At 69.0% G+C, this 21,394-nt stretch carries 17 protein-coding genes; 10 read left to right on the top strand and 7 right to left on the bottom strand.

The window, feature by feature from the left end; translation table 11 throughout:
• The first annotated feature begins 25 nt into the window (after positions 1–25).
• Positions 26–784, top strand: coding sequence for a DeoR/GlpR family DNA-binding transcription regulator (locus tag FVA80_RS30035; RefSeq protein ID WP_147907090.1), 759 nt, complete (start codon positions 26–28; stop codon positions 782–784).
• Positions 785–886: 102 nt separating this feature from the next.
• Positions 887–1,522 carry a methyltransferase domain-containing protein gene (locus tag FVA80_RS30030; protein WP_147907089.1) on the top strand — a complete coding sequence of 212 codons (636 nt, stop codon included), beginning with the start codon at positions 887–889 and terminating at the stop codon, positions 1,520–1,522.
• Positions 1,523–1,562: 40 nt separating this feature from the next.
• On the opposite strand, the gene FVA80_RS30025 is transcribed toward FVA80_RS30030, so the two are convergent.
• Genes FVA80_RS30025 through FVA80_RS30010 form a run of 4 tightly spaced genes read right to left on the bottom strand, consistent with a single transcriptional unit; the run spans position 1,563 to position 5,015 of the window.
• A complete protein-coding gene (locus tag FVA80_RS30025; RefSeq protein ID WP_147907088.1) occupies positions 1,563–2,852 on the bottom strand; it encodes an FAD-binding oxidoreductase in 1,290 nt (429 codons plus the stop codon).
• A gap of 8 nt (positions 2,853–2,860) precedes the next feature.
• Entirely contained in the window at positions 2,861–3,592 is a 732-nt protein-coding gene (locus tag FVA80_RS30020; protein ID WP_147907087.1) for an amino acid ABC transporter ATP-binding protein, read from the bottom strand.
• Positions 3,589–4,242, bottom strand: coding sequence for an amino acid ABC transporter permease (locus FVA80_RS30015; protein ID WP_147855084.1), 654 nt, complete (start codon positions 4,240–4,242; stop codon positions 3,589–3,591). The genes FVA80_RS30020 and FVA80_RS30015 overlap by 4 nt, the downstream gene beginning before the upstream one ends.
• A gap of 5 nt (positions 4,243–4,247) precedes the next feature.
• On the bottom strand, positions 4,248–5,015 hold the full coding sequence (locus tag FVA80_RS30010; protein ID WP_147907086.1) for an ABC transporter substrate-binding protein: 768 nt from the start codon (positions 5,013–5,015) through the stop codon (positions 4,248–4,250).
• 173 nt (positions 5,016–5,188) lie between these two features.
• Between FVA80_RS30010 and FVA80_RS30005 the strand changes: the two genes are divergently transcribed.
• The 7 genes from FVA80_RS30005 to FVA80_RS29975 all read left to right on the top strand — a co-directional run bounded on the left by FVA80_RS30005 (position 5,189) and on the right by FVA80_RS29975 (position 13,815).
• Entirely contained in the window at positions 5,189–5,782 is a 594-nt protein-coding gene (locus FVA80_RS30005; RefSeq protein WP_147907129.1) for a cupin domain-containing protein, read from the top strand.
• 175 nt (positions 5,783–5,957) lie between these two features.
• Positions 5,958–7,172 carry an ABC transporter substrate-binding protein gene (locus FVA80_RS30000; protein WP_147907085.1) on the top strand — a complete coding sequence of 405 codons (1,215 nt, stop codon included), beginning with the start codon at positions 5,958–5,960 and terminating at the stop codon, positions 7,170–7,172.
• Between the two features lie 115 nt (positions 7,173–7,287).
• Positions 7,288–8,046 carry an SDR family oxidoreductase gene (locus FVA80_RS29995; protein WP_147907084.1) on the top strand — a complete coding sequence of 253 codons (759 nt, stop codon included), beginning with the start codon at positions 7,288–7,290 and terminating at the stop codon, positions 8,044–8,046.
• Positions 8,047–8,166: 120 nt separating this feature from the next.
• Positions 8,167–9,759 (top strand): gamma-glutamyltransferase family protein, encoded by a 1,593-nt coding sequence (locus FVA80_RS29990; RefSeq protein WP_147907083.1) that lies wholly within the window; start codon positions 8,167–8,169, stop codon positions 9,757–9,759.
• A gap of 117 nt (positions 9,760–9,876) precedes the next feature.
• Positions 9,877–11,151, top strand: a complete 1,275-nt coding sequence (locus FVA80_RS29985) for an MFS transporter (protein WP_246692207.1) — start codon at positions 9,877–9,879, stop codon at positions 11,149–11,151.
• A 580-nt stretch (positions 11,152–11,731) separates the two neighbouring features.
• The gene (locus tag FVA80_RS29980; protein WP_039902563.1) at positions 11,732–12,025 is read left to right on the top strand and encodes a DUF2218 domain-containing protein; all 294 of its coding nucleotides are present in this window, start codon (positions 11,732–11,734) and stop codon (positions 12,023–12,025) included.
• A gap of 197 nt (positions 12,026–12,222) precedes the next feature.
• Positions 12,223–13,815 carry an ABC transporter substrate-binding protein gene (locus tag FVA80_RS29975; protein WP_147907080.1) on the top strand — a complete coding sequence of 531 codons (1,593 nt, stop codon included), beginning with the start codon at positions 12,223–12,225 and terminating at the stop codon, positions 13,813–13,815.
• Between the two features lie 4 nt (positions 13,816–13,819).
• Here FVA80_RS29975 and putA read toward each other — a convergent pair whose 3' ends face one another.
• A complete protein-coding gene (gene putA / locus FVA80_RS29970; protein WP_147907079.1) occupies positions 13,820–17,506 on the bottom strand; it encodes a trifunctional transcriptional regulator/proline dehydrogenase/L-glutamate gamma-semialdehyde dehydrogenase in 3,687 nt (1,228 codons plus the stop codon).
• Positions 17,507–17,717: 211 nt separating this feature from the next.
• Between putA and FVA80_RS29965 the strand changes: the two genes are divergently transcribed.
• Positions 17,718–18,764, top strand: coding sequence for a saccharopine dehydrogenase NADP-binding domain-containing protein (locus FVA80_RS29965; RefSeq protein ID WP_147907078.1), 1,047 nt, complete (start codon positions 17,718–17,720; stop codon positions 18,762–18,764).
• 108 nt (positions 18,765–18,872) lie between these two features.
• Here FVA80_RS29965 and FVA80_RS29960 read toward each other — a convergent pair whose 3' ends face one another.
• Positions 18,873–20,396 (bottom strand): altronate dehydratase family protein, encoded by a 1,524-nt coding sequence (locus FVA80_RS29960; protein WP_147907128.1) that lies wholly within the window; start codon positions 20,394–20,396, stop codon positions 18,873–18,875.
• A 137-nt stretch (positions 20,397–20,533) separates the two neighbouring features.
• On the bottom strand, positions 20,534–21,250 hold the full coding sequence (locus tag FVA80_RS29955) for a DUF1194 domain-containing protein (protein ID WP_147907077.1): 717 nt from the start codon (positions 21,248–21,250) through the stop codon (positions 20,534–20,536).
• Positions 21,251–21,394: the final 144 nt, after the last annotated feature.

The following is a 21,394-nucleotide window of genomic DNA, read 5'->3' as shown; positions in this document are numbered from 1 at the left end:
GCGGGCAGGTAGGAAGAGCAGGGCTATGCGCGGTACGGAACGCCGGGCGCGGCTGCTGGAGGCGCTGGGGCTCGGTGAGATCGATGTGGACGATCTCGCCCGACGGTTCGGCGTCTCAGCCTCGACCGTCCGGCGCGATCTGCAGCACCTCTCCGACACCAAGGCGGTGCGACGGACCTACGGCGGCGCAATCCTGGCCGGGGCCATGCCCGAGACCACGCTCGACCAGAGGTCGGCGATCAACGGCCCCGAGAAGCAAGCGATCGCCCGGGCGGCGCTCGCACTCATCGCGGATGGCGAGACCCTCATCCTCGATGCCGGCTCGACGGTCACGGCCTTCGGGCGCCTCCTGCTCGATCGACGGCTGCGCATCATCACGAACAATCTGGCGCTGCTGCCCTGCCTGGCGCAGGCGCCCGGAATCGATCTCGTCGTCCTCGGCGGCAGCCTGAGAGCCACGAGCATGAGCACCGTCGGCCCTCTCGCCGTCGAAGCCCTGCAGAGGATGACCGCGGATCGAACGGTGATGAGTGCGGACGGCGTGGTCGCTGGACGCGGCCTGTGCGAGGCGAGCCTCGATCAGGTCGCGCTCAAATCCGTGATGATCGCGCAGGCGCGCGAGACGATCGTGCTGGCCAACGCGGGCAAGCTCGGGCGCGCGGAGCAGATGGCCTGGGCTCCGCTCCCACGGCGCTGGACTTTGGTCACCGACGCGACAGTTCCACCGGACCAGCGGCGGCACCTCGCGGACGCAGGCGCCTCCATCATCGTCGCCGGCACCTGATCGACGCGGCGCCGTTGGCGGACGCGATCAAGCGGCGGGACGGTCGGATCACAGCGCGCGGTGTACGATCCCGGTGCTGCGGCCGACAAAGGTGGACCGATCATGACCCAGGACCTGCCGGAGCTGCCGCCGGAGGCATTCGCCAAGCCCGACCACCATCCCGATCCGCTGTTCTACGCGCAGCCGCGGCTGGTCACCCACATCGACGCGGCCGCGATCGCCGCCGTGACCGACCTCTACCGCGCGGTCGTGCCTGCGGGCGGCATCGTCCTCGACCTGATGTCGAGCTGGATTAGCCACCTGCCGGACGAGGTCGCCTACGAAAGCGTCATCGGCCACGGCATGAACGCGGCGGAGCTGGCCGCCAACCCGCGCCTGGCCCGGTACTTCGTGCAGGACCTCAACGCCGAGCCGCGCCTACCGCTCGACACGGCGAGCGTTGACGCGGCTTTGATGTGCGTCTCGGTGCAGTACCTACAACGCCCTGTGGACGTCCTGTCCGAGGTCGCCCGCATCCTGCGCCCCGGCGCACCGGTGATCATCAGTTTCTCGAACCGCTGCTTCCCGACCAAGGCGGTTGCGATCTGGAGCGCGCTCGACGGCGAGGGGCACGCGCAGCTGGTCAACCTATACCTGCAGCGCGCGGGCTTCGCGCGCGTCGAGACCCGCATCCTGAAGCGCGCGGCAGGCTCGGGCGACCCGCTGACGGCGGTCATCGGATGGACAGGGCCGGCCTGACAGCCCGTCCGGATCGGGAGGGTGAATCCGAGCGTCCGCGTCAGCGGATGCCGCCGTCGCTGAGCCGGTACCAGGCGATGATGGCCGAGACGTACAGGCGGTGGAACGCGTGCAGCGGCAGCGGTGCGACCGGTGTCAGCGGCAGTGGCAGACGGTCCGGATCCCCGGTCACGACGTAATCGGCGATCAACCGCCCCATAGTGGATTGAAGGCCGATACCGCGCCCCTGGCAGCCGATGTCGATGAGGAGCCCGGGCGCGGGCTCGTGGAGATGCGGCAAGTAATCCTGCGTGATCGCCACCCGGCCGCACCAGCGATGGTCGAACGCGATCCCGTCGAGCTGCGGGAACAGCTTGCCGACAATGCGCTCGAGATGAGCCCAGTCGCGGGCACTGCGCGGCTCGCGGAACGGCCCACGGCCGCCCATCAGCAGGCGGCCGGTATGGTCGAGGCGGAAATACAGCAGGAGCTTGCGCGTGTCCGACGAAACTTGCCCCTCGGGCAGGATCGAGCGGCGGAGGTTGTCCGAGAGCGGCTTCGTAGCAACCTGGAAGGAATTCGCCGCGATCACGGTCTGCGCGAGCCCGGGCCAAAGCCCGCCCGTGTAGCCGTTGGTGCACAGGACGACCCGCTCGGTCGAGAGCCGCGCGCCCTGGGCGGTCGTGACGGTCCAGGTCGATCCGGTGCGGGACAAACCGGTGACGGGGCTGCCTCCGTGGATGGCGGCGCCGGCCTTCAATGCAGCGCGAGCGAGACCGCGGGCGTAGCTCAGCGGCTGGACCGCACCGCCACGGCCGTCGAGCCAGCCGCCCAGGTATCGCTCCGTTCCGAGGAGCCGCGCGGTCTCGGACTTGTCGAGGACCCGGGTCGGCGCACCGAGCCCGGCCCATTGCTCCGCCCGGCGCGCGACCTCGACGAGCCCGGCCTCGGTATGCGCGCCCTGGATCCAGCCGGCGCGTTGGTGCGGCACGTCCATCGTGTGTCGGGCGATCAGGTCGAAGACCGTGTCGGCGGTGCTTCCCGCAAAGCGCGCGAGCCGCTCGCCGCGCTCGTGCCCGAACTTGGCGACGAGGTCGGCGGGATCATATTTCAGGCCCGGGATCACCTGGCCGCCGTTGCGCCCGGACCCGCCGAAGCCGACTTCGCGAGCCTCCAGCACGACCGGTCGGATCCCGCGCTCGGCGAGGTGCAGGGCGGTCGAGAGGCCGCAGAAGCCGCCGCCGACGATCACCACATCGGCGTGCCCGGATTCGGACAGGGGCGGCGTCTCGGGTCCCGGTGGTGCGGTGGTGGCCCAGAGCGACGGAGCGAGGGGAAACGGTTCGGCCACGGTGATCCCTAGAGCGGATGCAGCACGCGCTGCAGGAAGTCTTGGGTGCGCGGGTGTTGCGGGCGATTGAGGATCTCGGCGGCCGGCCCCTGCTCGACCAGGCGACCGCCGTCGAGGAACAGCACGCGATCGGCGACTTCCCGGGCGAACCCGATCTCGTGGGTCACGACGATCATGGTCATGCCCTCGTCCGCCAGCCCGCGCATCACTCGCAGGACATCGCCGACCAGCTCCGGATCGAGGGCCGATGTCGGCTCGTCGAACAGGATCGCCTCGGGACGCATGGCCAGGGCCCGCGCGATGGCGACGCGCTGCTGCTGGCCGCCGGACAGCGCGTCGGGCCGGGCGTGCTCCTTGCCGGCGAGGCCGACCCGGGCGAGCAGCGCCCGAGCGCGCTCTTCGACCTCGGCGCGGGGCTCCCGCTTCACGTGGATGGGCCCCTCGACGACGTTCTCCAGCGCGGTGCGGTTGGCGAACAGGTTGAAGCGCTGGAACACCATGGACACGCGGGTCCGCACCGCTTGGATGCTCCGCTTGTCCCGGTCGACGCGCTGGCCGTCGACCCGGATCTCGCCGCCGTCATAGGCTTCGAGCCCGTTGATGCAGCGCAGCAGCGTCGACTTGCCGGAACCCGACGGCCCGATGATGCAGACCACCTCGCCCTTGGTGACCTCGGCCGAGACGCCCTTGATCACTTCCAGCGAGCCGTAATGCTTGTGCACATCCTGGAGGACGATCACCGGTGGCGCCCCTTCGCTTCGAGATGACGCACCAGGAGGATCAGCGGCAGGCTCAGCGCCAAGTACATCAGCGCCACCATGGTGTAGACGCTGGTATTCTTGAACGTGGAGGAGGCGATGAGCTTGCCCTGGAGGGCGAGTTCCGCGACCGTGATGGTCGAGGCTTGCGACGAATCCTTGAGCATCATGATCATGATGTTGCCGTAGGGCGGCAGCGCGATCTTGACCGCCTGGGGCAGGATCACCCGACGCATGGTCATCCACCAGCCCATACCGATCGACAGGGCAGCCTCGACCTGCCCGCGGTCCACAGCCTCGATACCGGCCCGGAAGTTCTCGGCCTGATAGGCAGAATAGGCGATTCCGAGCCCGATGATCGCTGCCTGCACCGCCGTGAGCGACAGGCCGAAATCCGGCAGCACGAAGTAGATGTAGAAAAGCTGCACGATGATCGGGATGCCGCGCAGGATGTTGATCATCACCGCGCTGAACCCCGCCAGCACGGCGATGCCGGAGACCCGCAGCACCGCCCAGAACAGGCCGAGGACGGTCGAGACGACAAGGGAAGCCAGGGTGATCAGAACCGTAAGCTGCACGCCCTGGAACAGGATCGGCAGATAATCCTGCGCGTCGGCCAGGAACTCGCGCATGAAGCTCAGGACCGGTCGGCCGAGGGCGGCAGACCCCACTTCGTCAGGATCTTCTCAAGGGTCCCGTCGGCCTTCAGCTTGGCGAGCGCGGCGTCGATCTTGGCGAGCAGGGCGGTGTCGGCCTTGCGCACGCTGATGCCCACCGCGGCCACGACGGTCGGCTTGAGGGTCTCGACCAGCCGGACGCCGGGAAACATCCCCTGCTTGACGTAGTAGGCCAGGATTGGAGCGTCGGCGAAGCCGGCCTTCAGCCGCCCGGAATTCACGTCTCGGATGATGTCCGGGATCGCGTCGTAGATCTTCACCTCGGCGAACAGGCCCGACTTCTTTAACGGATCGACGAAGGCGGTGCCGACCTGGGCGCCGACGGTCTCACCCTTCAGGTCGGCGAAGGACGTGTAGTCCTTGGTGTCGGCCTTCGGGACGATCAATCCCTCGCCGTAGCTGTAGACCGGGGCCGAGAAAGACACGATCTCCTTGCGCTGGGGCGTGATGAACATCGCCGCCGAAATGATGTCGATCTTCGAGGCGGTGAGCGCCGGGATCAGGGTCGAGAATTGTAGGGGCTCGACTGCGACGGCGAAGCCGGCCTCCTTGCCGACCGCGTTCACGAGATCCACCATGACCCCCTGGATCGTGTTGGTCTTGGTGTCGAGGAAGGTGAACGGCAAGCCGGTCGGCGTGGCGCCGACCCTCAGGGGCGGCTCGGCCCTGGCCGGGCCGGCGATGAGGAGGGCGAGGCTCAAGCCCAGGCTTGGAAGCAGGCGTCTCATGGCGCGGATCCTCGACACTGGCATAGCGCAGCTCTGCGCTATCGCTCGTCTGTTTTCATATTCGTGAAGATTACCGCACGGTTCGCGGCTCGACGCAAGATGATTTCACGTGCATGAAGATGGCACGGATTCTCCAGGATGACGCTGCGGTGAGCAGGCCCAAAGTCGAACCGATGGCGGCCGATCCCGTGGACCGGGCCGTGGGCCAGCGGCTGCGCGCCCTGCGCCAGGAGCGACGGCTGTCCCTGGAGAAGGTCGCGGCCAGCACCGGGCTCTCGATCGGCTTCATCAGCCAGGTGGAGCGCGGCCTGTCCTCGCCGTCCCTGCGCGTCCTGGCCCTGCTCGCCGACACGCTCCAGACCGGGATCGGCGGCCTGTTCGAGACGACCGCCCCGGAGAAGGACCCCGACCCGATCGTGGTGTTCGAGCGGGACCGGGCGGAACTCAAGCTCTGGCGCGCCGGGATCACCAAGCAACTGCTGACGCCCGCGGGCAGGACGCCGAGCCTCAGCCTGTTCCACATGGTGCTCGAGCCGAAGGCCAGCACGGGCGACGAGCTGTTCAGCCACGACGGCGAGGAGGCCGGACTTGTGCTCGAGGGGCGTCTGACCCTCGTTGTGGAAGCCCGGACGCTGGACCTCGCCGCCGGCGACAGCTTCCGCTTCGCCAGCCATCGGCCGCACCGGTTCGGCAATCCGGACGGCCGGACGCGTGCCGTCGTCCTGTGGGTCAACGCCTTGGGGGCGGATCGAACACCGGATCCGTGAAGGGCCGCAATGCACGCGCGCGCGGATAAGCGCAGCCGTCCGGGCCGCGATGCGCGCCGGCGGAACGAGACTTCGGCTCGGTGTCTCGCAGACCATGGCGATCGGTCTTGACGCTGAGTTGTAGCCCGTGCCCTCGTAACACTCACAAAGAGAAGCATTCCACGGGAGGTCCACCATGGCGCTGATCCGCAGCTGCGTCCTCTCGGCCGCGATCGCCTGCGGCGCGATGGCCGGGGCAGCCGTGGCGGAGCCGATCACCGTGAAGGTGGGTGTCCTGAACGATATGTCGGGGGTCTACTCCGATACGGGAGGCCAGGGGTCAGTGGTCGCCGCGCGGCTCGCGATCGAGGATTTCGCCAAGACCGACGCCAACGTGCGGGTCGATCTCGTCTCCGCCGACCACCAGAACAAGCCGGATGTCGGCGCCGCCATCGCGCGGCAATGGTACGATCGCGACGGGGTCGACGCGATCTTCGACGTGCCGACGTCCTCGGTGGCCTTGGCGGTCAGCCAGGTCACGCGCGAAAAGAACCGGATCTTCATCGATTCCGGCGCCGGGACCACGGATCTGACCGGCAAGGCCTGCTCGCCCAATACGATCCAGTGGACCTACGACACCTATGCCCTCGCGCACGGCACGGCCGGCGCGATGCTCAAGCGCGGGGGCGAGTCCTGGTACTTCCTCACCGCCGACTACGCGTTCGGGATCTCGCTCCAGAACGAGGCCTCCGCGGTCGTCCAGAAGGGCGGGGGCCGCGTGCTCGGTGCCGCCAAGGTGCCGTTCCCGGCCACGGACTTCTCGTCGTTCCTGCTTCAGGCGCAGGCGTCGGGGGCGAAGGTGGTCGGGCTCGCCAACGCCGGAGGCGACACGATCAACGCCGTCAAGCAGGCCCACGAGTTCGGTCTGACGGAGAGCGGTCAGACCCTGGCGGCATTGCTCGTCTACGCGGTGGACGTGCATTCGCTCGGCCTGCAGACGGCCCGCGGACTGGTGCTGACCGAGTCCTTCTACTGGGATCTCAACCCCGGCACGCGTGCCTTCTCCGAGCGTTTCGCGCCGCGCCACAACGGCGCCATGCCGACGATGAACCAGGCGGGCGTCTATGCCGGCCTCCTGCACTACCTGAAGGCCGTCGCGGCGACGAAGTCGAAGGATCCGCAGACGACCATGGCCTGGATGAAGGCCAACCCCACCGACGATCCGCTGTTCGGCAAGGGCTCGATCCGGGTCGATGGCCGCAAGCTGCACCCGATGTACCTGTTCGAGGTGAAGGCGCCCGCCGAATCGAAGGGCGAATGGGACCTGTACAAGCTCCTCGACACCATCCCGGCCGAGCAGGCGTTCCGCCCCCTCGCCGACGGGGGGTGTCCCCTGGCCGCCGCGCAATAGGCCCGGCGCATGAGCTTCCGGGAGCCGGGGATCGGCAACCGGTAGACCCTGGGACGCCGTCCGGCGCAGGCACGGCCGCGGCCCTCAACGAAGGACGTTCGGGAGATCGCTCGTCATGCTGCGCGATATCAGAGGACAGGTCGCCTGGGTGACGGGAGCCGGGTCCGGCATCGGACAGGCCGCCGCGGTGGCGCTCGCCGAGGCAGGGATGCGGCTGGCCCTTACGGGGCGCCGGGCGGACGCCCTGGAGCAGACTGCGGAACTGGTCCGCGCCGCGGGTGGCGAGGCCCTGATAGCGCCCGCCGACATGGGCCGCGCCGACGACGTCGAACGCGCCTGGGCGGCGGTCCACGCGGCCTATCAAGGCTGCGACATCCTGGTGAACTCCGCCGGGCTCAACGTGCCGAACCGGTCCTGGAGCGAGATCTCGCACGCCGACATCGACGCGGTGATCGGCGTGGATCTCAACGGCCCCTTCTACGCATCCCGGGCCGTGCTTCCGACGATGCGCGCCCAGAAGGGCGGCCTGATCATTCAGGTCTCGTCATGGGCCGGCCGTTACGTGTCCAAGCTGACGGGTCCGGCCTACTCGGCGGCCAAGCACGGGCTGGTCGCGCTCTCCGAGAGCCTGAACCAGGAGGAATGCGGACATGGCATCCGCTCCTGCTGCATCTGCCCCGGTGAGGTGGCGACGCCCATCCTGGACAAGCGTCCCGTTCCGGTCACGGCGGACGACAAGGCGCGCATGCTGCAATCGGAGGATCTCGCCGAGACGATCCTATTCGTGGCCCGCCTCCCGGCGACCGTCTGCGTCAACGAGATCCTGATCAGCCCGACATGGAATCGCGGCTATCTCGAAGGGATCAAGCTCTGAGCGGGGAAGACCGCGCCCGGTCGTCGGGATATTGGATTCCGCTGCTCGACGTGGCCCTCTTGAAGGGCACGAGGCTTGCTGAGATTGGTTCTGGCAGCCGGAGACGTCCACGAGGCCGATATGCAGTACCGACACGATGCGCTCTACGCCTCCCGGCGCTCGCCCGTCTTCGCGCGCAATCTCGTCGCCACGTCGCAGCCGCTCGCCACGCAGGCCGGGTTGCGGATGCTGCAACAGGGCGGCAACGCCCTCGACGCGGCGCTGGCGGCGGCCATCGCGCTCACGGTGGTCGAGCCCACCGGCAACGGCATCGGGTCGGACGCCTTCTGCATCCTCTGGCACGACGGCAAGCTCCACGGGCTCAATGCGTCCGGCCGCTCGCCGGCTGGTTGGACGCCTGAACGCTACGCCGGGCACACGGCGTTTCCGCATCGCGGCTGGGACACCGTCACGGTCCCGGGCGCAGTCTCGGCTTGGGTCGAGCTATCGCGGCGCTTCGGCCAGCTGCCGTTCGAGCGCCTGTTCGAGCCGGCCATCGATTACGCCGAGGCGGGCTTCCTCGTCTCGCCGGTCATCGCCGAGCTCTGGCGGCGCGGCGCGGCGGAACTGAAGAACCAGCCCGGCTTTGCGGCCACCTTCATGCCGGACGGGCGCACGCCGGCCGCCGGTGAGCTTTTCCGGTCGCCCGGCCACGCGCGCACGCTCCGGTCGATCGCCGAGACGCGCGGCGACAGCTTCTACCGGGGCGCGTTGGCGCACCGGATCGCGGATTTCGCCCGCGCGCACGGGGCGGCGCTCGACGAGGGCGACCTTGCCGAGCACAGCGCGGATTGGTGCGGCACCATCCATCAGGATTTCGGCGGCGTGAGCCTGCACGAGATCCCGCCGAACGGTCAGGGCATCGCGGCGCTGATGGCCCTCGGTATCCTCCGGGCGGCCGGCCTCGAAGATCTGCCGGTCGACGGCGCGGACGCGCTCCACCTCCAGATCGAGGCCATGAAGCTCGCCTTCGCGGACGTCTACGCCTACGCGGCCGACCTTCGGCACATGACCAAGGTCACCCACGACCATCTGCTGGAACCGGGCTACCTGGCGTCGCGGGCGGCGCTGATCGACCGTCGGCGCGCGCAGGTGTTCGGGCATGGAGCGCCGAACGAGGGCGGGACCGTGTGCCTCGCCACCGGCGATGCGGGCGGCATGATGGTCTCCTACATCCAGTCGAATTATTCGGGCTTCGGGTCCGGCGTGGTGGTCCCGGAGACGGGCATCAGCCTGCAGAACCGTGGATACGGCTTCACCCTGGCCGAGGGCCATCCCAACCAGGTCGGGCCGAGCAAGCGTCCGTTCAACACGATCATCCCAGGCTTCGTGATGCAGAACGGCGCGCCGTTGATGGCGTTCGGCTTCATGGGCGGGCCGATCCAGGCGCAGGGCCACGTGCAGATTGTGGTGCGAACCCAGGTGTGGGGGCAGGATCCGCAGACGGCGGTGGACGCGCCCCGCTGGCGCCACGTCGCCGGCCTGCAGGTGGCGGTCGAGACCACGTTCCCGGCCTCGACGCTGGGCGACCTGGAGGCGCGCGGCCACGAACTCGTCCGAGAGCCGCCGGATTCCGCCTTCGGGTTCGGGGGCGCGCAGCTCGTGCGCCGGATCGAGGGCGGCTACGTCGGCGGCTCCGATCCCCGCAAGGACGGCCATGCCGGCGGATTCTAGAGCCTCGCCCGGCGACGTCTGAAAACCCCGCTGCGACGCGCGCTGAAGCGGCGCCCGTCACGGCGCGCGCCTCATCCAACCGAGATCGAGCAGCATATGTCGTCACCGGACGCGGCCGTGAGCGCAACACCCGTCCGCGGTACATCGCAAATGTACAAGGCGGTGATTGCATCCTCGATCGGAAACGCTCTCGAGTTCTACGATCTGACGCTGTACCTGTACTTCGCCGTCACGATCTCGAAGTTGTTCTTCCCGACCAGCAACCCGACCACGTCGCTGCTGATCGCCCTCGGCAGCTTCGGCATCTCGTACCTAATGCGCCCGCTCGGGGCGATCGTACTCGGCCTCTATGCGGACAGAGCCGGCCGCAAACCCGCTTTGATGCTGTCGATCATGCTGATGATGGTCGGGACCTTCATGATGGTCGTGATGCCGTCCTACGAATCGATCGGCATCCTGGCCTCGGTCGGCGTGCTGGTGGCACGGCTGATCCAGGGTTTCTCGGTCGGTGGCGAATTCGGCGCGTCGACCGCCTTCATGGTCGAGCACGGGCCGACGCGAAAAGGCTTCTTCGCGAGCTTCCAGTTCGCCAGCCAGGGTCTGGCGAGCGTTCTGGCGGCCTTATCCGGGGTCATCCTGAGCGCCACGCTGAGCCCGGATCAGATCGCCGCGTGGGGCTGGCGCCTGCCGTTCGCGTTCGGGCTGCTGATCGGTCCCGTGGGCCTCTACATCCGTCGTAACATCGCGGAGACGCCCGAATTCGAGGCCTCGGCCGAGACGGGCGACGCGCGCTCACCCGTACGCGACCTGTTCGGACAGCAATGGCTGAACATGCTGCTGGCGACGGGGCTCGTGGCGACCTCCACGGCGCTGAACTACATGATCAGCTACACGCCGACCTACGCCGTCAAGCAACTCGGCCTGCCATCCTGGATCGGCTTCCTGGCGTCGTTCGTGGGCGCCGTCATGCTGATGACAGTCGCACCGCTGGTGGGGCACTGGTCGGACACGGTCGGCCGGACACCGATCATGCGGATCGTGGTGATCGCGGTGTTCGTACTGATGTTTCCCGCCTTCGCGCTGCTGATCAGCTATCCGGTGCTGCTCGTCATCGTGCCGGTGCTCGCCCTGATCGGCGGCCTGAAGGCGAGCTACAGCGCGGCCCTGCCGGCGCTCATGGCCGAGATCTTCCCGACACGCACCCGCAGCACGGGCATGAACATCAGCTACAACGTGGGCGTGACGGTCTTCGGCGGCTTCGCACCGTTCTGGATCGAGAGCCTGATCGCGGTCACACACACGCCGCTCGCGCCCAGCTTCTTCCTGATGTTCGCGGCCGGAATCAGCCTCACGTGCCTGGTGCTGGTCCGTCGGAAATTTGGATTGCGATGATCTGGGTTTTCTCGGTCTGACGTTGGCATCGGCTGCCGCGTCCAATTGAGCCGAGGCGTGCCCTACGGAGCCTGATCCGGGGGTGAGGCAGCTGTCCGGCCGTGATCCAGGCGCATGAGGACAGAACCGTCAGGGGTTTGCAGGGGCAGATACCGCAGGACCGGCCCAGGACATCCTCTGCTATACCGTCGTTGCCACGCCTCGATCGCACTTCCGATCTCGGCTGACGATGGGACACCGTTCGAGTTCGGCCAACGTCGCGCAAGCGGTCCCGATGGCGAAGTCGCTCGCACGCGGACTTCGCCTCAACACTCCGATCGGCGCGATTGAATTTGTGCGGCGCGCCATAATTCGGCACGTCGAGGGGTGCAGGACAGCCACGCGGCGCCGCGTTCGGCGGTCGCCGTGCCGGCCGTTAAACGACTGCTAATGCATCGAGCCGACCCTTCAGGCAGCGATCGGGGGCAGCCTCGTGAGCCCGGGCATAGTCCTTGCTCAGGATGTGTTCATCTCGCATGTGCGAGATATCGCGACGCTCCGTCCACCGATGACCGCGTTCACTTTTCTGGAGACCCACGGAATGCCGACCTCTCAGGCCCGCGTGCAGACCGCCGAGGCAAGCCGCTACCTGCAGCAGCTGTGCCGGCACTGGAGCCACAAGTTCAAAGTCGAGGCGACGCCCGAGCACGGCACCGTGCCGTTCGGCGAGGACCGCGTCTGCACCTTCGACGCCGAACCCGATGCCCTGGTGATGCGCATCGACAGCGCCGACCCGGTCAACCTCACCCGGCTCGAGAACGTGGTCGCTGATCACCTTGCCCGCTTCGCCTTCCGCGAGAGCCTCGGCGATATCCGCTGGTCCCGCGCCGCCTGAGCTGTCGCCGACGTTGCCGGGGCGCGAATCCTGAGGACGCGCGAGCGGTCGCGTTCCGATATGGGCCGTCTGGCTTCAGACCGGGACGGCTGTCTCAATCCTGACCGGTAAGGGTCCGGCTGCTGGAGTAGGCTTTGCAACCGGGAAGCGCTGCGCGGATCCGCGTCGGCAACCCTGGATCGGAGCGGGACGACGGTATGAAGCGACGCACTCTGCTGCGAGGCGCTGGCGCCTTGATGGCCGGAGCCATGGCACGCCCTGCCCTGGTCCGGGCGGCCTCAGCCACGACACTCCGCTTCGTGCCTTACGCAGACCTCGCTCTGCTCGATCCGATCATCACCACGAATTACGTCACACGCACGCACGCGTTGATGGTGTTCGACACGCTGTACAGCCTGGATGCGTCCTACCGCGCGCAGCCGCAGATGGTCGGGAGCCAGGACGTATCGCCGGACGGTTTGACCTGGCGGCTGACCCTGCGCGACGGCCTACGCTTCCACGACGGCACCCCGGTTCTCGCCCGCGACGTGGTGGCGAGCCTCAAGCGCTGGTCCGGGCGCGATGCCTTCGGGGGCGCGCTGTTTTCCACCGTCGACGAACTCTCGGCCCCGTCCGACACCGTTGTGCAGTTCCGGCTCAAGAAGCCGTTCCCGCTTCTCCCGGACGCCCTGGCAAAGCCGACCTCCTACCTGCCGGTGATCATGCCGGAACGGCTGAGCGCGACGCCGGCCACGCAAGCCGTGGCGGAGATCGTCGGCAGCGGGCCCTATCGCTACGTCGCGACCGAGCGCGTACCGGGCTCCCTCAACGTCTACCGCCGGTTCGAGGCTTACCGGCCCCGCGAGGACGGCACGCCGAGCTTCACCGCCGGCCCCCGGATCGCGCATTTCGACCGGATCGAATGGCGTACGATCCCCGATGGCGCCACCGCGGCCGGCGCCCTGCGTTCGGGCGAGATCGATTGGTGGGAGCAGCCGCTGGTCGACCTCGTGCCCGATCTGCTGCGCCAGCGGGACGTGCGCGTCGAACTGGTGGAGACGACCGGCCTGATCGGGCAGATCCGCCTCAACCATACCCTGCCGCCCTTCGACAATCCCGCGATCAGCCGGGCGCTCCTGTCGGCCGTCGATCAGAACGAGATGATGGACGCGGTCGCAGGCAGCGATCCGTCGATCCGGCGCGGTCCCGCGGGCATCTTCACCCCCGGCGGCCCGATGGCTTCGGAGGCTGGGATGTCGGTGTTCACCGGTCCGCGCGACCTCGCAGGCGCCAAGCGGGCGCTGGCGGCGGCCGGCTACAACGGCGAGCGGGTCGTGCTGCTGGCGGGCACCGACGTGCCGCGGATCAACGCGGTCTGCGAGGTGATGGCCGACCTCTGCCGTAAGCTCGGGATGAACCTCGACGTCGTCTCCACCGACTGGGGCACGGTGAATCAGCGGATCCTCAATGCGAAGCCGCTCGACCAGGGCGGTTGGTCGATGTTCGGCATCTTCTCCGGTGGGCTCGACATGATCTCGCCGGCCTACCACTTGGCGGCCCGCGGCAACGGCCGGGCCGGCGTCCCGAGTTGGCTGACGGATGCGCCCCTGGAGGAGATGCGCGCCGCGTGGTTCGCAGCCCCGGATGTCGGCGCCCAGAAGGCCTTGGCGGCGACCATCCAGGCCCGGGCCCTGGAGGTCGGCGCCTACATTCCGTGCGGCCAGTATTTCCAGCCCACCGCCTACCGGCGCGACCTGGACGGTATGCTCACTGGTTTGCCGCTGTTCTGGAACCTGCGCCGGTCGGCCTGATCGATTAGCCGATCGCCAGAAGGCTGGCATTGCCACCGGCGGCCGTGGTGTTGATCGCGGTCGAGCGCTCCTCGATCAAGCCAGGGAGCGCATACAGGTCGCCTGCCGCAAGCGCGTCGATTGCGCGGGCCTGAACCTGAAGGATCGGGCCGGGACGGTGGGCGATGGCGCGGTTCAGCGCCTGCAAACCCTCGGGTCCGCCTTCGTACAGCACCGCCCGGACCTCGCCGGCCTGCCTGAGATCCGCCGCGCGTTCGACCCGGGCCGCGAGTTCGGCCGGTAGCTCGGCCAAGATCGCGAAGATCCTGTCCGGACTCAGCACCACGGCGCGGTTGCCGGTGGCGATGATCGCACCGAGTTGAAGGATCAGGCCGCGCTCTGTTTCGGCGATCGCCGCGACGCGCCCGCGTGGGCGCAACGCGTAGAGATTGCGCTCCCCGACCGGCCCGGCGAGCGCAATCTCCGCGCCCTGGATCGGAGGCAACGCTGCAACGGTGTCGGCGAGCGGGCCGAACCCACGGACTCGCAGCCACGCCGCGTAGCGTCGGCCCAAATCGCCTGAGCCCTCAAGACCATCGAGCGCGGAAGCCGGCGGCCGCTTCAGCAAGCGGCCGAGATAAAGCGGACCGCCGGCCTTGGGCCCGGTACCGAACAACCCGGACCCGCCGAAGGGCTGGACGCCGACCACCGCGCCGATGACGTTGCGGTTGACGTAGCGGTTGCCGGCCCCGACGCGGTCGAGAATCCGGTCGGCGGTCTCGTCGATGCGGGTCTGGAGGCCGAACGTCAGGCCGTAACCGGTGGCGTCGATCTCGTCCAACAGGCGGCCGAGATCGTGGCGCGCGTACCGCAGGACATGCAGGACCGGCCCGAACACCTCATGCTCGACATCCGCGACGCGGGTGATCTCGATGAGCGTGGGCGGAACGAAGGTGCCGTTCGCCGTCTCGGCCGGCAGCGAAACCTGGTGGATGGCGAAGCCGCGTCCCCGCATCGTCTCGACATGCTTGTTCAGGCGTTCGGCCGCCGCCTGGGTAATGACAGGGCCGACATCGACTGCGAGCCGGCGGGGATCGCCGACGACCAGCTCGCGCATGGCGCTCCGCAGCATGTCCACGGTACGGTCCGCGATCTCCTCCTGAAGGCACAGGATACGCAGGGCCGAGCAGCGCTGGCCGGCGGAATCAAACGCCGAAGCGATGACGTCGGCGACCACCTGCTCGGCCAGGGCGGAGGAATCGACCACCATGGCGTTCTGACCGCCCGTCTCCGCGACGAGCGGGATCGGCTCGCCGTCGCAGCCCAGGCGCTCGGCGAGACGTCCCTGGATCGTCTTTGCGATGCCGGTCGAGCCGGTGAACATCACGCCCTGCACGCGGGCGTCGCCGACCAGGGCCGCCCCGACGTCGCCGGCCCCCGGAAGGATCTGCAGGGCATCCTCCGGGATGCCGGCGCCGTGCAGCAAGCGGATCGCCTCCCAGGCCGTGAGCGGCGTCTCCGCGGCGGGCTTGGCCAGGACCGGGTTGCCGGCCGCCAGGGCGGCGGCGACCTGCCCGACGAAGATCGCCAGCGGGAAGTTCCAGGGGGCGATGCAGACGACCGGACCGAGCGGGGCGTGCGGGCCGGTGAGAGTCCGCTCGGCCTCGGCCGCGTAGTAGCGCAGGAAATCCACGGCCTCGCGGATCTCCGCGACGGCGTTGGCGGAGGATTTGCCGGCCTCGCGCACGATCAGCCCGATCAGCACCGGCATCCGTGCCTCGAAGGCGTCGGCCGCGGTGCGCAGACGCGCGGAGCGCGTCTCGGTCTCCACCGCCGCCCAGGTCTCGGCTGCCGCCTCCGCCCGGGCGAGCGCCGCCTCGATGGCGGGGACCGACGCGGCGCGGACTGTCCCGACCACGTCCCGATGGTCGGCGGGGTTGTGCACGGGCGTATCGGCTGAGGCCGGATCGGCCCCCGACGGCACGGCGCGCCAGGGCGTCCTCCCGCTTTCCGCCAGCGCCGCAGCGAGTCGGCCCAGGACGGCCTCGTCGGCCAGGTCGAGGCCCGCGGCATTGGCACGGCTGAGTCCGTAGAGATCGCGTGGCAGGGCGATCCGCTCGTGCGGTGCGCCCGGGACCGGCATCGCCGCGACGGCGGCGACGGGATCGGCGATCAGCGCGTCCACCGGCACGGACACGTCGCCGACCCGGTTCACGAAGGAGCTGTTGGCGCCGTTCTCGAGGAGCCGCCGCACGAGATAGGCCAGCAGGGTCTCGTGGGTGCCCACCGGCGCGTAGATCCGGCACGGCCTGTCGAGGTCGGCCCCGCCGACCACCGCTTCGTAGAGCGGCTCCCCCATGCCGTGCAGGCACTGGAATTCGTATCGCCCGAGGCGGAAATCGGGGCCCGCCATCTCGACGATGCTGGCCAGCGTCTGTGCGTTGTGGGTGGCGAATTGCGGAAAGATCGCCTCGGGTGCGGCGAGGAGCTTTCGCGCGCAAGCGAGGTAGGACACGTCCGTGTGCAGCTTGCGGGTGAAGACCGGGAAGTCCGCGAGCCCGTCCACCTGCGCGCGCTTGATCTCGCTGTCCCAGTACGCGCCCTTCACCAGACGAACCATCAGCCGCCGCCGGCTGCGCCGGGCCAGGTCGATCAGCACATCGATCGCGAATGGGCAGCGCTTGCCGTAGGCCTGTACGACGAAGCCCAGCCCATCCCATCCGGCGAGACCCGGGTCGAAGACCAGCGTCTCGAGGATGTCGAGGGACAGGTCGAGGCGGTCGGCCTCCTTGGCGTCAATGTTGAGACCGATCTCGTAGCGCTTGGCGAGACGGGCGAGGTCCCGGATGCGGGGCGCCAGTTCCGCCATCACGCGCCCGCGCTGGGATCTTGTGTATCGGGGATGAAGCGCCGACAGCTTGATCGAGATGCCCGGCCCCAAGAGGACGCCGCGCCCGGCAGACGCATCCCCGATCGCTCGAATCGCCTCCTGGTAGGCGCTCAGATAACGGTCCGCGTCCTCGGCGGTGAGGGCAGCCTCGCCGAGCATGTCGTAGGAGTAGGTGAACCCCCTCGCCTCCACCTGGGCGGCGTTGCGCAGGGCCTCTCCGATGTCGCGCCCGGTGACGAACTGCTCGCCCATCAGCCGCATGGCGAGATCGACCGCCTTGCGGATCAGCGGTTCACCGCCGCGCGCGATCAGGCGGGTCAGCGTCGCCGACAGCCCGGATTCACTGCGTGTCGCCGTGAGCCGGCCGGTCACCAGCAGGCCCCAGGTCGCGGCGTTCACGAAGGGCGACGGGCTGTGGCCGAGATGCGCGGCCCAGTCGCCACCGGCGATCTTGTCCCGGATCAGCGCATCGCGGGTGGCGGCGTCGGGAATGCGCAGCAGCGCTTCGGCGAGACACATCAACGCCACGCCCTCCTGACTGGAGAGCGCGTATTCGTGGATCAGGCCTTCGACGCCGCCGCGGCGGGTGTTGCGACGCAGCCCTTCCACCAGACGCCGGGCTATGTTGGCGACGCGCCCGGCCGCGTCGGGCGGCAAGCGGGCGAGATCGAGGAGCGGTGCCACGCAATCCGGCTCGGGGCGCCGACACGCCGCGACCATCGCGGCCCGGAGTGGCGACAGGGAGACCACGTCGTCCGCGAAGGCCGTGAACGGGTCGTCCGTCGGGACGGCGGGACGGTGCAGAACGCCTGATTCTGGCATGTTCGCTTCCTCGGGCTGAAAAAACTCACCGCCTGCGTGCACCAGGCTACGTCTCCGGGGCATCGTCCCGAAAGGTGGCTGCCGACGCGGATCGGGTGCCGCTCAGCGCACGGGTCTCGCGCACCTGCCAGGATCGCCTTGTGACCGGCCGCCATGTGACGGACGGCCGTACGCAGTCCCCTCCTGCTCGGGCCATGATAGAGGGACGGTCATGACCGCGATCCTGATCTACGGAGCCACCGGCTACACCGGGACGCTCCTGGCCGAACATGCCCGTGTGCAGGGCCTTCGCCCGATCCTGGCCGGCCGCGATCCGGACAAGCTGCGACCGCTGGCCGACCGGCTCGGGCTCGACTGGAGGGCGGCCCCCCTCGATGCCCCGGACCGGCTGCGGGACGCGCTCGCCGGCGTCGCCGCGGTGATCCACGCCGCCGGACCCTTCTCCAGGACGGCCCGCCCCATGGCCGAGGCGTGCCTGGCCGCAAGGACGCACTACGTCGACATCACCGGCGAGATCGACGTGCTGGAGTCGCTCGCCGCCCGGGACGCCGATGCGCAGGCGGCCGGCATCGTGCTGCTGCCCGCCGCCGGCTTCGACGTTGTGCCGAGCGATTGCCTGGCCGCCCACGTGGCCGGCCGGCTACCCGGCGCCACGAACCTGCGGATCTCCATCGGCGGTTTCGGTGGCTTCAGCCGCGGGACGGCCCGCACCATGGTCGAGGGCATCGCCTGGGGCACGCGGGTGCGGCGCGCCGGCCGCATCGTCGAGTTGCCAAGCCCGCCCCGCGGGAGCGCGGATTTCGGCCGCGGACCTCGGCGCACGGTGGGGCTCGGCTGGGGCGACGTGTCGAGCGCTTGGTACTCGACGCGGGTCCCCAACATCGAGGTGTTTTTTGAGGCGCTCCCCGCCATGTCTGCCGCAGCGGGCCTGCCCGCTGGCTTCCGGCGGATCATCGCCGGCGGCACGGTGCAGCGCCTCATCAATCGCGGCATCGACCGCCTGCCGGAGGGCCCGTCGGCGGCCGCGCGGGCGACGGCGCGCAGCACGTTCCTGGCCGAGGCCTGGGATGAGAACGGCAGGCGCGCGGCAAGCCGGATGGAGACCCCCGAGGGGTATACGCTCACCGTCCTGACAGCGCTGGAAGTCGCCCGGCGCGTGGCGGCGGGTGGGATCCCGGCCGGGTTCCACACGCCGGTCACCGCCTTCGGGGCGGATTTCATCCTGGGTTTTCCAAACGTCGTGCGGATGGATCTCTGATCTCGCATCCGGGCGTGTCGTTCGAACAGCGCGATCTCCGGAGGGCCCATTCTCCGAAGTGGCTCCGCTACGCTCGCAACAGCAATTGAGACTTCGATCGCCGTCAAATCAGACGGTTGCGCCGAGCTGCCAGGGGGCGAATTCCGACGATCCGAAGTCGAACTGCTCGCTCTTCGTCCGCTCGCCGCTGGCGACCCGAAGGATCAGCTCGAAGATCCGTTGGCCGGCCTGCTCGACGCTTTCCTCGCCGTCGAGGATCGTGCCGCAATTGACGTCCATGTCCTCCTCGAGCCGCTGGTACATGGCCGAGTTCGTGGCGATCTTGATCGACGGGGACGGCTTGCAGCCGAACACGCTGCCGCGCCCGGTGGTGAAGCACACGAGGTTCGCCCCGCCGGCCACCTGCCCGGTCGCGGAGACCGGATCGTAGCCGGGGGTGTCCATGAACACGAAGCCTTTGGCGATGACTGGATCGGCGTAGCGGACCACGTCGACCAGGTTGGTGCTGCCAGCCTTGGCCATGGCACCCAGCGACTTTTCCAGGATTGTGGTCAGGCCGCCGGCCTTGTTGCCGGGGGACGGGTTGGCGTCGATCTCCGAGCCCTCCCGACGGGTGTACTCTTCCCACCAGCGCATCAGATCGACGAGCTTCTGGCCAACCTCCGGGGACACAGCGCGCCGGGTGAACAGGTGTTCGGCCCCGTAGGTCTCGGTGGTTTCCGACAGGATCACGGTGCCGCCGTTCTCGACCACGCGGTCGCTGGCGATCCCGAGCGCCGGGTTGGCGGAAACGCCGGAATAGCCGTCCGAGCCACCGCATTGCAGGGCGACGATCAGCTCGCTCGCCGGCACGGTCTCCCGCTGCACCACGTTCGCCTCGGCCAGGATTCCCGTGACGAACGCGATGCCGGCCTCGACGGTCTTGCGCGTGCCGCCGAGCGTCTGGATGTTCATGCTGCGGATCCGGTCGCCCAGGCCCTGCTCCTCCAGGAAGGCGCCGATCTGGTTCACCTCGCAGCCGAGCCCGATCATCACGATGTGCGAGAAGTTGACGTGGCGGGCATAGCCCGCGAGCGTCCGGCGCAGGAGCCGCAGCGGCTCACCCATGGCCATGCCGCAGCCGGTCTTATGGGTCAGCGCGACGACGCCGTCGACATTCGGGTAAGCGGCCAGCGGATCGAGGCCGAGGATCGGGTGGCGCCGGAACGCGTCCGCGATCAGGTCGGCGACATGCGCGCTGCAATTCACCGAGGTCAGGATGCCGACATAGTTGCGCGTCGCCACCCGCCCGTCCGGGCGGCGGATGCCCTGGAAGGTCGCGGGTGGCGCGACCAGCCGGGTCGGGCGCGCATCGACCCCGAACGCGTAGTCGCGAGCGAACTCGCCCATGCCGAGATTGTGCACGTGGACGTGCCGGCCGGCCGCGATGTCGTCCTTGGCGAAGCCGATGATCTGTCCGTACTTGGTCACAGCCTCGCCCGAGCGGTGGGGACGGACCGCGACCTTGTGGCCGGGCAGGATCCGCTCGACGGCCATCACGCCCGGGGCGACCGGCGTGCCCGGCTCGATCGCAGTCCTGGCGACCGCGACGCCGTCGTCCGGCCGCAGGGTGATGACGGGATAGGCGGACAGCCTGTCGGCCGTGACCAGCATCGGACTTCCTCCCTGAGTCGCGCCTCGCCGGGCGCGTTCACGGGAAACCTAGCGCCCCTGCACGCAGGGCGCGAGAACCGCGGGTGACGCGGGAGCCCGGATGTCGTCGGCTGGTATCAGGAGATCTCGCGCACCAGCTTGGCGATGAGCGCCCGGCCGAATGCCTCGAAGCTCTGCGCGGTCATGACGAACGCTCCTTCCCCGCCGATCACGGTCTCCCGGTAGTAGGCGGCCAGCCCGTCTGGGGGATTGGTGTGCTCTTTCAAATACCCCGGCATCCCGGTGGGATCGGTGAGGATGACGATGCCGTTGACCGTGGTGCCCAGCGCCACGGCGGCATCCCGGGCTTCGGCGATCGCGCGGCCGGAATTGCTGGTGCCGTCCCCGGAGATGTCGATCACCGTCCGCTCTGCGCGGTAGGGCGAGCTATCGATGAGCATGGACGCGAAACCGATCGCCGACCCGATGGCGGTCCGGCCGTAGAAGGGGCGCGATGCTCCGGCCAGCCGCGCGGCGAAGGTGGCGGCATCGGCGGCCGAAGCTATGGTCATCCAGTCGACCGCGACCTGCTGCTCACCGGGCCCCGCCCAATCGAACAGCGCCACAGCGATGCGCCCGCGCTTCCCCTCGGCGATCGCCTGCAGGACGCGCCGGTCGCCGAAGGCTTCGGCATAGCCCCGTCGCTCCAACTCGAAGCGCGACGCGCTGATGCTCAGCGAGACATCGACCGCGAGCACCAGGAGAACATCGACCCCGGTCTCCGCGGCGGTGGCCCGCCGCGCCGTCAGCGACAGCGTGGCGAGCATCCCGGAGAGCAGATGGCGTCGCCGCATGGCCGAAAACCCGGTGATGGGCGTCCGCACGGTCCGGCGGACCACCTCGGGCGTGCAACGAGCCTGCCGCCGGGCTGGTTCGGTGCCACCGGCACCGCATATGCGACACCGGCGCCCGGCTTCCAAGCGATAGGAGCGGCGGCG

It is taken from the genome of Methylobacterium sp. WL1 (assembly GCF_008000895.1).
GTDB lineage: Bacteria > Pseudomonadota > Alphaproteobacteria > Rhizobiales > Beijerinckiaceae > Methylobacterium.
The sequence above is the reverse complement of the archived record's forward strand: the minus strand, read 5'-3'. Positions and strand labels throughout refer to the sequence as shown.